The sequence below is a fragment of the Marinobacter sp. ANT_B65 genome, assembly GCF_002407605.1.
Lineage (GTDB): Bacteria > Pseudomonadota > Gammaproteobacteria > Pseudomonadales > Oleiphilaceae > Marinobacter.
In genome coordinates this window covers 1,244,363-1,258,473 of the sequence record NZ_NXGV01000001.1, presented here as the reverse complement: position 1 = coordinate 1,258,473, position 14,111 = coordinate 1,244,363, and the positions used below count along the sequence as shown (strand labels likewise).

Genomic DNA, 14,111 nt, shown 5'->3' with positions numbered 1-14,111 from the left:
TACATCCCTTTTTTCTGAACCGATTCTTTGATTATTTGAGAGGTTTTCGATGGAACTCAACGCCCTGACCGCCATTTCCCCGGTCGATGGACGCTACGGCAGTAAAGTCAGCGTTTTCCGTGACATTTTCAGTGAGTATGGCCTGATCAGGAACCGCGTGACCGTCGAAATCCGATGGTTGCAGCAGTTGGCAGCGCACCCCGAAATCACTGAAGTTCCCGAATTTACGTCAAGCGCCAACGCTTTCCTGGACAAGATGATCAGTGAGTTCAGTCTGCAGGATGCAGAGCGTATAAAAGAGATCGAGCGCACAACAAACCACGACGTAAAAGCAGTCGAGTACTTTATCAAGGAAAAAATCGCCGGCGTTCCCGAACTGCATGCAGTCACCGAATTTGTTCACTTTGCCTGCACCTCTGAGGATATCAATAATCTGTCCCATGCGCTTATGCTTCGCGAAGGCCTGGACAATGGCCTGCTTCCGGCGATGAATCAGGTTGCAGACCGATTGAGCGTGCTGGCCCGGGAACACGCTGAGCAGCCAATGCTATCCCGCACCCATGGCCAGACAGCGTCTCCAACCACTGTCGGAAAAGAGCTTGCCAACGTTGTTTATCGCCTTCAGCGCCAGATCAGACAGATCGGTGACATCGAAATTCTGGGCAAGATCAACGGCGCGGTGGGCAACTACAACGCACACATCTCTGCCTATCCGGCAATAGACTGGGCTGCCAACGCCAAAGCATTTATTGAAAAACTGGGGCTCGACCTCAACCCTTACACAACGCAGATCGAGCCTCACGACTACATCGCTGAACTCTTCGACGCCGTTGCCCGCTTCAATACAATCGTGATTGATCTTGACCGGGACGTCTGGGGCTATATTTCGCTGGGCTATTTCAAGCAGAAAACCGTTGAAGGCGAAGTGGGTTCTTCCACAATGCCCCACAAGGTCAATCCGATCGACTTTGAAAACTCGGAAGGAAACCTGGGTATTGCCAATGCACTGCTTGGCCATCTGTCGGCCAAACTGCCTATCTCTCGCTGGCAGCGCGACCTGACAGACTCCACCGTGCTACGCAATCTGGGCGTTGGTTTTGCCCACAGCCTGATTGCCTATGAAGCTACCCTCAAGGGCCTGGGCAAACTGGAGATAAACCCGGCACGCCTCAATGAAGACCTCGATAAGGCCTGGGAAGTTCTTGCAGAACCGATCCAGACAGTCATGCGCAGGTACAACATTGAGAAGCCCTATGAAAAGCTCAAAGCGCTTACCCGCGGCAAAGCCATGACACCGGAAGTCATCAGAAGCTTTGTGGAGACCCTTGAGATACCCGATAGTGCAAAGGCAGAACTAATGGCTCTGACACCGGGTAATTATATTGGCAGCGCCGTCGATCAGGCGCGCAACATCTGAACCGAGGAACCAGACAATGGATATGCTTGGCGGACTTTCGCCTTCTGAATTTCTCAGGGATTACTGGCAAAAAAAGCCACTGGTTATCCGCCAGGCATTCCCCGATTTCCAGTGCCCTGTCGATGCTGACGAACTTGCCGGCCTTGCTTGTGAAGAAGGCGTGGAATCACGCATTGTCATAGAAAACGACGACGGTAAACCCTGGCAACTGCACAACGGCCCCTTCTCCGAAGAACGTTTCAGCCAGCTTCCCGAGCATGACTGGACTTTGCTGGTACAGGGCCTTGATCATTGGGTTCCAGAGGTGGCAGAACTGCTCGAGCACTTCCGTTTCGTCCCCAACTGGCGCCTTGACGACATCATGGCCAGCTTTGCGCCAAAAGGTGGTAGCGTCGGCCCCCATTACGACCAATACGACGTATTTCTGCTGCAGGCTCAGGGACACAGGCGCTGGACGTTTGGTGGACGCTGCGATCACACTTCGCCCCGGGTAGAAGGCACACCACTGCGTATTCTCAGTAGCTGGGAAGGCGAAGAAACTGTTACCCTGGCGCCTGGCGATATGCTTTACCTCCCTCCGGGCCTCGGCCACCATGGAGTTGCAGAAGACGATTGCATTACACTTTCAGTAGGCTTCAGAGCGCCGACTGTTGACGACCTGCTTACCGGGTTTACTGACTTTCTGTGCAACCAGCCTGGCGCTGCCGACCACATGAACGATCCGGATCTTCAGGTTCAGGACAACCCGGGCGCCATTGCACCGGTGGTAATCGACCGCCTACAGGGCATTCTGGCAGAAAAACTGCAAGACAAACGCCAACTGGCCTTATGGTTTGGCCAGTACGCTACTGCACCGAAAAGCATGGATGTTGTAGTACCCGCGGAAGAGCCTGCCTCTGATGAAGACTTCGCTGAAGCCATCCGGGCTGGAGAGCAACTTCGCTGGAACGAAGGTTCCCGCTTTGCATACCATGAAGAAAACGACGAGACCGCCCTGTTCGCAGACGGCGAGCAGTTCCTGCTCAAAGGCGACGCCCGCCCTCTGGCCCCCTTATTGTGCGCCGGAGCGCGTATAGATATGCGCGCCTTGTCTCAGTTTGCCGAAGACCCTGCCCTGCTCGGCCTGCTGACCAATCTCTATAATCAGGGCTCGGTGTATTTCGAGTAAATCCATGACAGTCAAAATTCGAAAATACAGCTGGCAGCTTGCGCCGACGCATATCCGGGACATCCGCCAGAAAGTGTTTGTTGAAGAACAAAAGGTTCCACCAGAGCTGGAATGGGACGACACAGATGAAATTGCCGATCATTTTCTCGCAGTTTCGTCGGACAACAGGCCAGCTGGCGTAGCGCGGCTGTTCTCAACGCTGGGAGAAACCGGACACATCGGACGAATGGCCATCCTGCCGGAATTCCGGGGCCAGGGTATTGGTGAAGCCTTGCTCTGGCAACTGATTAAAGAGTCTGCCGGGCAGTATCAGGAGCTTAAACTCTCTGCCCAGCAGCACGCCATACCCTTCTACCAGCGCGCCGGGTTCCATGTCTGTTCAGAACCCTACGATGATGCAGGTATTCCTCATCTGGATATGCGAAACCTTGCTCCGGCTCTTCTTGCGGATCAGGCGGATAACAAAAGATCCAGGCCCATGCTTCTCGGCACGGATACACAACCCTGGCTCTTCGATACCGAAAGCAGCATGATTGACCTGATGGATTCCATGGTTGGCCAGGCAGGCCAGCGATTGTGGCTGTACGACCAGCTATTGGATCACGACCGTTATGACCGCCAGAGGTTAAGTGCGCTAATATCAAGCCTTGCCCGTCGCCACAGGCTCAGCGAAGTCCGCCTGCTAATCCATGATGACAAGCCTCTCGTAAAACGTCGCCACCAACTGGTGGAACTGATGAGGCGATTGCCTAGCCGTATTGAACTGAGACTGGTCAACAAAGATTACCCCCATGAAGACCAGCCGTATCTTATTGCTGACAGGGAAGGAGTGGTTTACCGGCACGATTTTTCAGGGCCATCAGGGTTTGCCGGCTTCGCAGACAGTGGTCGGGTCAGGTTACTCGCGGAAAACTTCCAGCGCATGTGGGATGCGGGGCACCAGTCGCTGGAGCTGCGCGAACTACCGATCTGAGTGATTTGGCAAGGGAGCGCTCGCAGGTTCGAAGCGAGCACCAAAAGGTGCAAACTCTTCATCAACCTCTTCAGCAACTTCCGTAATCAGCCTGCGAAGCCACTGGTGATCAGCGTTGTGCTGCAACAACGGGCTCCACGCCATTTTAAGCTCAAACGGCGGGATATCGAACGGAGGAATCTTAACCACCAGATTGGCATTGTCTTTTTGCAACCAGGCAGCACGGGATGGAAGCGTAGCAATCAGATCGTGCTGCTCCGCCAGCAGCATGGCTGACTGATAATGGCGGGTAAATACAGAAATCTGCCGCTTGCTTCCTAGCCTCGACAAGGCTTCATCAACCCAACCAAGCCTTTGTACGTCTTTCGGGTTTACGCCCACACCCACGCCAAACCCGGTTTTGCTGACCCAGATATGGCTGGCACCCAAATAGGACTCTAATGTAAAAGACTCGTTCAATATCGGGTTACGGGCATTCATAAGGCAGGCAAAGTATTCAGTCCAGAGCGTCTTCTGATGAAAAGACTGAGGAATCTTATCAAAACGATTTATCGCCATATCAAGACGACCCTGCTCCACATCCAGAAAGCTCACATCGCTGGGCGTCAGTACATCCAGAGTCACATGTGGCGCCTCTTGCCGGATCCGGCGCAACACCCTTGGCATCAAACACGACTCGGCGTAATCACTCGCCATGATGCGAAATACCCGTTGACTCTCCAGCGCCGCAAACGGTGTTTTCTCCTGCACAGCCTGTTCAATATCAGAGAGTATCCGCCTGACCAGTGGCTGCAGCTCCCGCGCCCGCTCAGTTGCAGTCATACCCTCGCTGGTCCGGACCAGCAAAGGATCACAGAACAGATCCCGCAAACGGCGCAAGCTGTTACTCATGGCTGGTTGAGTAATGCCAAGATGGTTAGCCGCTTTGGTGACATTCCTCTCTCTGAGTAATACATCAAGATAAACAAGGAGATTGAGATCAATTCGGGAAATATCCATGAACAGCTCCGGGGCAGGATAACGACTATTAGCCGGGCGCAACCCAAACGCCCATTCACCATGGTAATATACAGAATACTGACAATTCATATAATCAATATGAAAGCCAATCTTTGACATTTGATTCCGGATTCAACGCTCTATTTCTGCTAGTCTTTCTATCAGGGTTGCCGGAGAAACCGGCAGTTCAGCTCATAATTCTGAATCGGGCATGACTTACCCATACGCCGGAGTCATTACTCAAACATGAATACAATATATATTGTCCTCGCTTTGGCAGCTATCGTTGTGATTTCTATCACCGTAATCGTCATCAGCCAGATGCGAGAGAAAGCCCGGATTGAGCGCATTCGCAAGATTACAGCGCTGGAAGACAGTTACAAAAGGTGCAACCGCCTGCTCTCTGAGCTTCCCGGGCAATATCTGGCCCCGGATCTGAAGCTGTTATTACTGAAACGCATTGAAGATATCTGCAATGACCTCGCAGGACTGAAGTCAGGGTTACCAGTTGATGAATGGCGTGAGGCTGCCTTGCAGAGAAAAACCCTGATTCGCGAAAATCGGGACGACGTCAAGGTCACCAAGATTGACTCACCCGAAAAATCCACCTACGTGAAAGAGCTTCTGCAAAACCTGTTCAAAATGATCGAGTCCATGCACAAAAGTGGCCGCGTAGATGGTGCAACTGCCAAGAAAAACCTGAAGTACGTCCTGTTCCTGGTTCACAAAACCCACGCAGATCTTCACGTTTTTCAGGCCCGCGAACACATCCGCCAGAACCAGATACGAAAAGCAATTCACTCCTATCACCTGGCAAGCACAGAAATGGGAAAATCCCGGGACAACCCTCTTGCAATGAAAGCGGTCAAAAGTTTCCGCACGCGGATAAAAGAACTGGAAACTGCGAGTGCAGATGGCAACAGCAAAGAATCGACAGCATCTCACTCATGCATGGATAAGCAGTGGGACAATTTTCTTCACGATGAAGAATGGAAGAAAAAGGCCGACTACGACGACTGAATGCATGAACCGGGCAATCCGACTGCCCGCATACAGAGACTGTGACACCTGTGATCCGAGGCCTCAAGCACCGCCTGTCCTACCGACTCACCCGCGATACCGTTCTGATCGCCATGGTGCTGGGTCTGGTTCTCAATGCTGTACAGATTACTCTGGACTATTTCAGCGCCCGGAACTCCATGGAAGCCGATGTCCAGGCGCTGATGGAAATAAGCCACAACCCGGCCGCCCAGATTGCTTATAACATCGATGTACGCCTGGCGAAGGAGCTTCTTGATGGCCTCCTCAGACACCCCGCTACCATTGACGCCAGAATTGTTGATAGCAGAAATAACACAATGGCCGCCGCCAGCACGAGCAGCCCGGTATCGCCCTGTCGCTGGATCAGTGATCAGCTGTTTGGCGCTACCCGGGTTTTCAGCCAGGAACTGAGCGTTTCACAGCTCAAAAACCTTCCCCTTGGCCAACTCGTAGTTACCATCGACACCTATCACTATGGCCTCCAGTTTCTCGAACGAGCAACTTACACCCTGGTCAGTGGCCTTTTAAAAAGCCTGATACTTTCCATGTCGCTGCTGGTTATTTTCTATCTGATTCTCACCCGTCCGTTGCTCAGTGTTATCAGCGCTCTGATCGAGGTCAAAGCCAGCTCACCGGAAAAAATCCGTTTACCCGTTCCTCAAGGTCATCAACATGATGAAATAGGCACAATGGTAGGCATCATCAATCAGCATCTGGAAACAATAGACTCCAGCCTGGCTCAGCTCCGCACTGCAAAAAGCGCCATGAAGAACTATTCCAGCGAACTGGAACATGACGTCGAAAGCCGGACCCGGGAAATATCAGATAAAAACAAGGCATTGCAAAGGGGTAACCGCGCACTGGTAAAGGCCAAGGAAGATGCCATGCGCAGGGCCAGGGCCAGGGCCAACTTTCTTGCCAGCATGAGCCACGAAATACGTACGCCGCTGAACGGAGTGCTGGGCATGCTGGGGCTGGTCCTGGAAGGCGAACAGGACTCCGCAAAGCGTCATCGCCTGCAGATCGCGTTGTCGGCTGGCGAAAGCCTGCTCGGAATACTCAATGATATTCTCGACATTTCAAAGGTTGAAGCCGGAAAGCTCAACCTTGAAAATATTCCCGTAGATATCCGTGGGCTTATTGACGAATGCGCCACACTGCACACTCAGCATGCACGAAAGAAGGGCATTGACCTGATTGCAGAAACAGACTTGAACTTCCCGAACCGTTTTCTCGGTGACCCCACCCGCCTCCGCCAGATCGTGAACAACCTGCTGAGCAATGCAATCAAATTCACAGACACCGGAAACGTACGTATCACCGCAAGCTATTCGGCCGGCACCCTCACCATCGATGTAAGCGATACTGGCATTGGCATGAGCAAGGAAGGTCTGCGCCGGATATTCTCACCCTTCTCCCAGGCCGCTACCCAGACCACACGCCTGTATGGCGGCACAGGGTTAGGATTAACCCTGTGCCGCCAACTTGTTGAACGTATGCACGGTGAAATAACCGTTGAATCAAAGGAACAGCAGGGAACCAGGTTTACTGTCTCCCTGCCCCTGCCCGTTCTCGACAACCGGAATACCGAAGACCCCCAGCAAAACACTGAGCAGTTATCCGGGCTGGAGGAACTGCCTGATCATTCCGCTGCCCGCCTCCCCCCGGCCCTGGAATACCTTCAGGTTTCCTCCAGCAATGAACCGGAAACGACACAGCAATCCGGGCTTCGCATATTGCTGGTAGAAGACAATGAAGTGAATCAGATGGTGGCGAGCACGTTACTGAGAAAAATGGGGCATCACGCAGATGTGGCAGAAAACGGTGAACTGGCGATTGAAGCGCTAGGATTGCAACATTATGACCTGGTGCTTATGGACTGCCAGATGCCGGTGATGGACGGTTTTGAAACAACACGACTGATCCGTAAAAACCCACAGTGGAGCGAACTCCCGATCATAGCCGTTACCGCCAACGTGATGCAGGGCGACCGCGATGATTGCCTGGCCTGCGGCATGAATGATTACATTACGAAACCATACAGCCGCAGCCAGTTGAATGCTGCAATTATGCGCTGGACTCCTCCGCCCGCGCCTCAATAGACCTTAACACTTCATTAAGCTCATCCCTCAGCGCCAGCAACCTCTCGGGGGCAACCTCAAGGCCGCATAGCAGCTTCTGAGGTATCTGCGCAGCCTGCGCCCGAAGATCAGCACCCTTCCCGGTCAGTGAAAGAGTCACCACACGCTCATCATCAACGCTTCGTTCTCTGCGGATAAGCCCCCTTATAGCCAGGCGCTTCAGCAGCGGGGTAAGGGTCCCGGAATCCAGTCGCAGGCGGGCCCCAAGATCAGAAACCCGGGTTACCTGGCTGGCGCGGGATCGCTCCCAAAGCACGAGCATCACCAGGTACTGAGGATAAGTCAGGTTCAGCTCTTTCAGCAGCGGGCGGTACCTTGCAGTAATCGCCCGGTTGGCTGCATAAAGGCTGAAGCAGATCTGGTTATCCAGTGCGAGTATGTCATCCATTGGTCAGCTCTGGAGAAGCTTTTCAATATCTGCCCGGATGTCTTCCGGTTTGGTCGTTGGTGGGTAACGACGCACCACCTTTCCATCCCGGCCTATAAGGAATTTGGTGAAGTTCCATTTAACCTGCTCCGAACCCAAAAGCCCCTTTGCCTCTGTTTTCAGGAACTGGAATAAAGGGTGCGCCCCCTCTCCGTTGACATCAACCTTTGAAAACATTGGGAAATTCACTCCGTAGTTCAGGCTGCAGAACTGACTGATGGCTGCGTCATCACCAGGATCCTGATTCAGGAACTGATTACAGGGAAACCCCAGAACCTCCAGTCCGCGCGGGCCCAGTTCATCGTACAAGGACTGCAGCCCCTCAAACTGCGGCGTGAAGCCGCACTTGCTGGCAGTATTCACAATCAGCAACACCTGACCCTGATAGTCAGACATCTTTTTCTCGTTACCGTTGATATCCCGTGCAGTGAAATCATAAACCGAGTGACCAGACATAAGTTTCTCCCTGGCAAAATGACGGCTACCTGATGATCACAGGCAATATTTTATTGTACACAGTTATATTGTGCGCAACCTAAATCCAAAATATACCGGGAAACCTGTTCACGCAAATGTTTTATGAAGGATGAATTAATGGAAGATAAAGCTAAACCGCCATAATTGATCACAATTTCCCTATTGCCGTTGGCCCCGCCTCCGCTAGAATAGTGGTTTACCTGAATGACAGGTGCCTGTTTTACGTTTACCGACTGAGGAAGCCCGGGTCTTATGCAGAACTACTACAAATCCGCCAAGCTGGATAATGTGTGTTATGAAATCCGTGGCGTAGTGATGCGGGAAGCACGCCGTCTGGAAGAAGAAGGTCACCGGGTACTTAAACTCAACATCGGCAACCCCGCCGCTTTTGAACTGGATGTTCCCGAAGAAATCCAGCAAGACGTGATCTACAACATGCACCAGGCTCAGGGCTACGTGGAATCAAAAGGGTTGTTTTCTGCCCGCAAGGCGGTAATGCACTACTGCCAGCAACGAGGTATCGATAAAGTCGATATTGACGATATTTTCCTGGGCAACGGGGTCAGTGAACTGATCGTCATGTCCATGCAGGCCATGCTCAACACCGGAGACGAGGTGCTTATTCCTGCACCGGACTACCCTCTCTGGACGGCCGCTGTGACACTCTCCAGCGGGAAACCCGTGCACTACCACTGCGATGAAGAACAGAACTGGTTCCCGGACATTGACGATATCCGTAAAAAGATAACCCGCCGTACCCGCGCCATTGTGCTGATCAACCCCAACAACCCCACAGGCGCGGTCTACAGCCAGGAACTGCTTGAGCAGGTGATTGAACTGGCTCGCAAGCACAACCTGATCGTGCTCTCAGACGAAATCTACGACAAGATTCTCTACGATGGCACCCAGCACGTATCCACGGCCTCTTTAGCCGATGATGTGCTCTTTTTCACATACAACGGGCTTTCCAAGAATTACCGTGCTGCCGGTTACCGTTCGGGATGGATGATTATCAGCGGCGCCAAACACCGGGCCAAAGATCTTATCGAAGGCATAGACATGCTTTCCAATATGCGCCTGTGCGCTAATGTTCCCGCACAGTTAGCAATACAGACAGCACTGGGCGGCTACCAGTCGATTGATGACCTGGTGGCGCCCGGTGGCCGCCTGTATGAACAGCGCGATACGGCGTGGCGGATGCTCAACGATATCCCCGGCGTAAGCTGCGTGAAGCCTCAGGGTGCACTGTATCTTTTCCCGCGCCTGGACCCGAAAAAGTTCCCTGTCGCAAATGATGAGAAGCTGGTCCTTGATCTGTTGCTTCAGGAAAAAATTCTTCTGGTCCAGGGGTCTGCCTTCAATGTTGATGACAAACAGCATCTCCGGGTTGTGTTCCTGCCCCGCAAAGACACTCTGGAAGATGCAATGGGCCGGCTGGGTAACTTCCTGGCAACATACGGCCGATAAAGGCATCAGCAGCAAAGGAAGCTATCTATGGCTGATATCCACGTTGAAGAATTCTACAAAGATGCAGCCGTAGCTCTGGTTCAGCTTTACGGCGCCTTCCCGAGGCGGGTAGACCTGTATGTAGAAGATATTGCGGGCCCTGATGAACCAGATGAATTTGGCTTACACAGTAAACGCCATATGGCCTGCTTTGGCGCATTACTCTGGCTGGCAGAGGAGGGTTTTCTGCGTTATGTCGATACAATCAGACAAGAAGCTCTCGATCAGGCCGTGCTGTCGCAAGAGGCATTTATCCGGTTAAGCGCACCAGCCCCTGAGACTCTGATAGAAGAACTCAAAGGGCCAGAGGATGCGACCAAAGCAACCTTGCCCCCGTCATTACAGGAAGACCTGTCCAGCCATATCCATCTTGTGCGCACAGCGCTGAAAAGCCGTCAGTCTGTGCGTATCAGCCGCGCTGTCCGCGCCACACTATTTACGGACAAGCAAGGCCATTAAATCCCGGTAATACTATTGAAACATCGAACCCAGACCCTATTCAGGTGTCTGAAGCAGGTCTTTCATATTTAACTGATCAGGAAAACACCATGCGTATTCTGCTATTTCTGGCTACTAACCTTGCGGTTATTCTCGTTGCCAGTTTTACATTGAAACTCCTGGGTGTAGACAGCTATCTCGCCCAGAATGGAATCGAATATGGCTCCCTGCTGGCATTTGCTGCTGTATTTGGTTTTGCCGGCGCCATTGTTTCCCTGCTCATATCCAAACCTGTTGCCAAGTGGAGCTCCAAAGCCCGCGTGATTGATTCCCCACGCACGCCAGCCGAACGCTGGCTTGTGCAGACCGTGGCAGAAATGGCCAAGAACGCAGGTATCGGCATGCCTGAAGTAGCCATATTTCCGGCAAGCCAATCCAACGCATTTGCCACGGGGTGGAACAAAAACAACGCCTTGGTCGCCGTCAGTGAAGGTCTTTTGCACCGGTTTAGCAAAGACGAGATTCGGGCTGTTTTAGGCCATGAAATCGGGCACGTTGCCAACGGCGATATGGTGACACTTGCTCTGATCCAGGGCGTTGTGAATACCTTCGTGATCTTCGCCTCACGGGTGATCGGCTCATTTGTGGATCGCGTGGTATTCAAAAATGAAAACGGCCATGGTATTGGATTTTTTGTGGTGAGTATCGTGGCAGAACTGGTACTTGGCATTCTCGCCAGTACCATTGTGTTCTGGTTCTCCCGCAGACGTGAATTCAGGGCAGATATTGCCGGCGCCCAGTTAGCCGGTCGTGCGGCCATGATCGGCGCTCTTGAGCGACTGAAACAGGAGAGCGGGGTACCCGATCAGATGCCAGACAGCCTCCAGGCCTTTGGTATTAACCGTGGTGCACGAACTGGCCTGAGCGCATTATTCATGACCCACCCGCCTCTTGAAGACAGGATAGCGGCACTGCAGCAAGCAAGCTTGCAGTAGATTTCAGGAACAAAAAAACAGGGGCTCAGGGCCCCTGTTTTGATTATTGCGACAAGCAGCAAGACAAACTTCAGATTTTCAGCTTGAAACCAATAGCACGAAAACTGTCCTGCAAGGATTTACTCGTACCTTTCAGCTGAACTTTAAGGCTGGAGCATTCCCGTCGTACAGGGTAATCCCGCCGCAGGCGATCAAAAGCGTTTCCGCGCTCGTCTGCTGGGACTCTCATGGCTTTACGCAGACGTGCATCGTCCTGTCGCGGATCGTAGCAGGCTCGTAACGCTATCCGGATAGCTGCATGCTCATCAGCCGCACTCGTAAACGAAACTTTACTGAGAGCCGGCTCCGGCAAGAACTGACCAGCCTGCTTACGCGTCGGAAGCCCCAGGAATCTGCTGAGTGCCTGGTAAATCATCTCTGTCCCATGCACCTTGCCCTCAAGGCTGTAACCAGCGATGTGGGGCGTCGCAAGCCAGACCTTGTCCACAAGTTCCGGATTGATCCGGGGTTCCTGCTCCCAGACATCAAGAGCAACCAGTGGCGCGCCAGCCTGATCCAGCCTCTCACACAGCGCAGCACCATCAATCACCTCGCCTCGCCCTGCATTGATCAGCAGCTGTTCAGATGTGAGTGCAGCGAGCTCATGCTCACCAATCATGTGAAATGTAGAGTGTGCCGAGTCACGGGTAAGGGGCGTATGAAGGGAGACAACATCGCACGCAAGGGCTTCATCCAGACTAACAAAGGTATCGGTGGCTTCCGGCTCACTTTCTGCCCTGGGAGGGTCACAAAGTTTGACACTGAAACCGAGGCGAAGAAGTTTATCAGCAAGCTCCGCGCCGACATTCCCGACACCAACAATACCGACAGTGAGCCGCGACCAGTCACTTAAAACACAACGCTCTGCATAAAGGGACAGAACTGCCAGCACATATTCGACAACGCTGTTGGCATTACAGCCTGGTGCAGCAGAAAAACGGATACCTCTTGCCGCAAGCCAGTCCAGATCAATGTGATCAGTTCCGATCGTAGTGGTTCCGACAAAGCGCACATTACTGCCTTCAAGCAGGGCACAGTTTACCCGTGTGACCGACCGGACCAGCAACACATCGGCGTCCCGGACATCTTCCGGGCTCATGGTGCGGCCGGAGACGCGCCGGATCTCACCGATGTCGCCGAAAAAAGCCTCCAGCAGCGGGATGTTCTCATCTGCGACGATCAACATAATAGGTTCCCGGTATGTCAGTTCCTGCGTGGTCGCGGGCTACGACCACCCGCTCCCCGTCCGCCCTGCCCCTGCGGCGGGCGACGGCCACGCTTGCGGGTAATAGGCGGGTTATCCATTTCGGCCATTAACTCTTCTTCCGGAACGGTTGTTTTGAGTTTCTGGCCAATGTACTTCTCAATGGCCGGAAGACCAAATGAATCGTCCTCGCCCGCAAAACTGACAGATACGCCTGTTTTTCCTGCCCGGCCCGTACGCCCTATGCGATGCACATAATCTTCGGCGCTATCTGGCAGGCTGTAATTGAAAACATGGGTAACGCCATCCACATGGATACCACGCCCGGCAACATCGGTGGCCACAAGAACCTGAATACTTCCGGCCTTGAACTGATCCAGAGTCTTCAGGCGTTTGGCCTGGGCAATCTCACCGGACATAAGAGCTACTTTAACGCCCTGATTACGAAGATCCTCTTCAAGATCCCGGCATTGATCCCGCCGATTGGCAAATACCAGGGCCTTCTCTACTTCCGGCCGCTTAAGGTAATTCACCAGCACTGGTAGTTTCTCGTCGTCACCCACCATGTAAACCGTCTGCTCTACCCGTTCAGCAGTTTTCTGCTCCGGCTCGATTTCAACAAATTCGGCGTTATTGGTCCACATGGAAGCAAGGTTGAGAACATCCTGATTAAACGTAGCACTGAACAGCAACGTCTGGCGCTCATCCTTGGGGGTGCATTTCCGGATTATGCGCTTCACATCAGGAATAAAGCCCATGTCGAGCATTCGGTCAGCTTCATCCAGAATAAGAATATCAAGCTGATCAAGGAATACATCCTGAGAGCCCAGAAAATCAATCAGACGCCCCGGGGTAGCTACGAGGATATCAACAATACCGTTGTGTAGCTGCTCACGCTGTTTGTCATAGTGCATGCCACCAACAACGGTTACCACCTTATGGCCCGTATGCTTGCATAGCTCCTCGGCATCCTTGGCGATCTGCATGGCCAGCTCGCGGGTTGGCGCAAGAGCAAGAACGCGCGGCTCCGAAGCAAAGCGATCGCTTTCCGGTATGGGCGTCTCCAGAAGACTCTGGATTGCGGTTATAAGAAATGCCGCTGTTTTGCCGGTTCCGGTCTGGGCCTGGCCGATCAGGTCTTCACACGCCAATGTCCAGGGCAGAGTTTCTGCCTGTATCGGAGTGCAGTATTCGAAACCAATGGCAGCAATGGCGTCCAGCAGGCGCTTGTCCAGATTCAGATCACTGAATCTCAGATCGCCGGTGTGCTTTGGGTCAGATGTCAT

Annotated in this window: 13 protein-coding genes; 8 read left to right on the top strand and 5 right to left on the bottom strand. The window is 52.9% G+C overall.

Going from position 1 to position 14,111, the window contains the following annotated elements; translation table 11 throughout:
* The first annotated feature begins 49 nt into the window (after nucleotides 1-49).
* The 3 genes from purB to CPA50_RS19770 are packed head-to-tail and all read left to right on the top strand — an operon-like array spanning nucleotide 50 to nucleotide 3,558.
* Nucleotides 50-1,417, top strand: coding sequence for an adenylosuccinate lyase (gene purB, locus CPA50_RS05900; RefSeq protein WP_096781498.1), 1,368 nt, complete (start codon nucleotides 50-52; stop codon nucleotides 1,415-1,417).
* Between the two features lie 16 nt (nucleotides 1,418-1,433).
* Nucleotides 1,434-2,585 (top strand): cupin domain-containing protein, encoded by a 1,152-nt coding sequence (locus CPA50_RS05895; RefSeq protein WP_096781497.1) that lies wholly within the window; start codon nucleotides 1,434-1,436, stop codon nucleotides 2,583-2,585.
* A 4-nt stretch (nucleotides 2,586-2,589) separates the two neighbouring features.
* Nucleotides 2,590-3,558, top strand: coding sequence for a GNAT family N-acetyltransferase (locus tag CPA50_RS19770; protein WP_096781496.1), 969 nt, complete (start codon nucleotides 2,590-2,592; stop codon nucleotides 3,556-3,558).
* On the opposite strand, the gene CPA50_RS05885 is transcribed toward CPA50_RS19770, so the two are convergent.
* Nucleotides 3,547-4,557: a LysR family transcriptional regulator gene (locus tag CPA50_RS05885; protein ID WP_096782354.1), complete on the bottom strand. Its 1,011-nt coding sequence runs from the start codon at nucleotides 4,555-4,557 to the stop codon at nucleotides 3,547-3,549. The genes CPA50_RS19770 and CPA50_RS05885 overlap by 12 nt on opposite strands.
* A 246-nt stretch (nucleotides 4,558-4,803) precedes the next feature.
* Here CPA50_RS05885 and CPA50_RS05880 point away from each other — a divergent pair, with 246 nt between their 5' ends.
* A complete protein-coding gene (locus tag CPA50_RS05880) occupies nucleotides 4,804-5,577 on the top strand; it encodes a hypothetical protein (protein WP_096781495.1) in 774 nt (257 codons plus the stop codon).
* A 50-nt stretch (nucleotides 5,578-5,627) separates the two neighbouring features.
* Nucleotides 5,628-7,700, top strand: a complete 2,073-nt coding sequence (locus CPA50_RS05875; protein ID WP_096781494.1) for an ATP-binding protein — start codon at nucleotides 5,628-5,630, stop codon at nucleotides 7,698-7,700.
* On the opposite strand, the gene CPA50_RS05870 is transcribed toward CPA50_RS05875, so the two are convergent.
* Both CPA50_RS05870 and CPA50_RS05865 read right to left on the bottom strand, forming a co-directional pair.
* Nucleotides 7,666-8,127: a MarR family winged helix-turn-helix transcriptional regulator gene (locus CPA50_RS05870; protein ID WP_096781493.1), complete on the bottom strand. Its 462-nt coding sequence runs from the start codon at nucleotides 8,125-8,127 to the stop codon at nucleotides 7,666-7,668. The genes CPA50_RS05875 and CPA50_RS05870 overlap by 35 nt on opposite strands.
* A gap of 3 nt (nucleotides 8,128-8,130) precedes the next feature.
* Nucleotides 8,131-8,622, bottom strand: coding sequence for a glutathione peroxidase (locus tag CPA50_RS05865; protein ID WP_096781492.1), 492 nt, complete (start codon nucleotides 8,620-8,622; stop codon nucleotides 8,131-8,133).
* A 273-nt stretch (nucleotides 8,623-8,895) separates the two neighbouring features.
* Here CPA50_RS05865 and CPA50_RS05860 point away from each other — a divergent pair, with 273 nt between their 5' ends.
* The 3 genes from CPA50_RS05860 to htpX all read left to right on the top strand — a co-directional run bounded on the left by CPA50_RS05860 (nucleotide 8,896) and on the right by htpX (nucleotide 11,582).
* Nucleotides 8,896-10,110, top strand: coding sequence for a pyridoxal phosphate-dependent aminotransferase (locus CPA50_RS05860; protein ID WP_096781491.1), 1,215 nt, complete (start codon nucleotides 8,896-8,898; stop codon nucleotides 10,108-10,110).
* 27 nt (nucleotides 10,111-10,137) lie between these two features.
* A complete protein-coding gene (locus CPA50_RS05855; RefSeq protein WP_096781490.1) occupies nucleotides 10,138-10,608 on the top strand; it encodes a hypothetical protein in 471 nt (156 codons plus the stop codon).
* Nucleotides 10,609-10,697: 89 nt separating this feature from the next.
* The gene (htpX, locus tag CPA50_RS05850) at nucleotides 10,698-11,582 is read left to right on the top strand and encodes a protease HtpX (RefSeq protein ID WP_096781489.1); all 885 of its coding nucleotides are present in this window, start codon (nucleotides 10,698-10,700) and stop codon (nucleotides 11,580-11,582) included.
* Between the two features lie 70 nt (nucleotides 11,583-11,652).
* Here the strand turns inward: htpX and pdxB are convergent, their stop codons facing one another.
* Together pdxB and CPA50_RS05840 are read right to left on the bottom strand one after the other, a co-directional pair.
* Nucleotides 11,653-12,807, bottom strand: coding sequence for a 4-phosphoerythronate dehydrogenase PdxB (gene pdxB, locus CPA50_RS05845; RefSeq protein WP_096781488.1), 1,155 nt, complete (start codon nucleotides 12,805-12,807; stop codon nucleotides 11,653-11,655).
* Between the two features lie 17 nt (nucleotides 12,808-12,824).
* Nucleotides 12,825-14,111, bottom strand: coding sequence for a DEAD/DEAH box helicase (locus CPA50_RS05840; RefSeq protein WP_096781487.1), 1,287 nt, complete (start codon nucleotides 14,109-14,111; stop codon nucleotides 12,825-12,827).

Coding starts and splice junctions, on each gene's coding strand:
- CPA50_RS05855 (WP_096781490.1), top strand. CDS start 10,138: ATGGCTGATATCCACGTTGAAGAATTCTACAAAGATGCAGCCGTAGCT.
- purB (WP_096781498.1), top strand. CDS start 50: ATGGAACTCAACGCCCTGACCGCCATTTCCCCGGTCGATGGACGCTAC.
- CPA50_RS05860 (WP_096781491.1), top strand. CDS start 8,896: ATGCAGAACTACTACAAATCCGCCAAGCTGGATAATGTGTGTTATGAA.
- CPA50_RS05880 (WP_096781495.1), top strand. CDS start 4,804: ATGAATACAATATATATTGTCCTCGCTTTGGCAGCTATCGTTGTGATT.
- htpX (WP_096781489.1), top strand. CDS start 10,698: ATGCGTATTCTGCTATTTCTGGCTACTAACCTTGCGGTTATTCTCGTT.
- CPA50_RS05865 (WP_096781492.1), bottom strand. CDS start 8,622: ATGTCTGGTCACTCGGTTTATGATTTCACTGCACGGGATATCAACGGT.
- CPA50_RS19770 (WP_096781496.1), top strand. CDS start 2,590: ATGACAGTCAAAATTCGAAAATACAGCTGGCAGCTTGCGCCGACGCAT.
- CPA50_RS05895 (WP_096781497.1), top strand. CDS start 1,434: ATGGATATGCTTGGCGGACTTTCGCCTTCTGAATTTCTCAGGGATTAC.
- pdxB (WP_096781488.1), bottom strand. CDS start 12,807: ATGTTGATCGTCGCAGATGAGAACATCCCGCTGCTGGAGGCTTTTTTC.
- CPA50_RS05870 (WP_096781493.1), bottom strand. CDS start 8,127: ATGGATGACATACTCGCACTGGATAACCAGATCTGCTTCAGCCTTTAT.
- CPA50_RS05885 (WP_096782354.1), bottom strand. CDS start 4,557: ATGGATATTTCCCGAATTGATCTCAATCTCCTTGTTTATCTTGATGTA.
- CPA50_RS05840 (WP_096781487.1), bottom strand. CDS start 14,111: ATGACATCTGACCCAAAGCACACCGGCGATCTGAGATTCAGTGATCTG.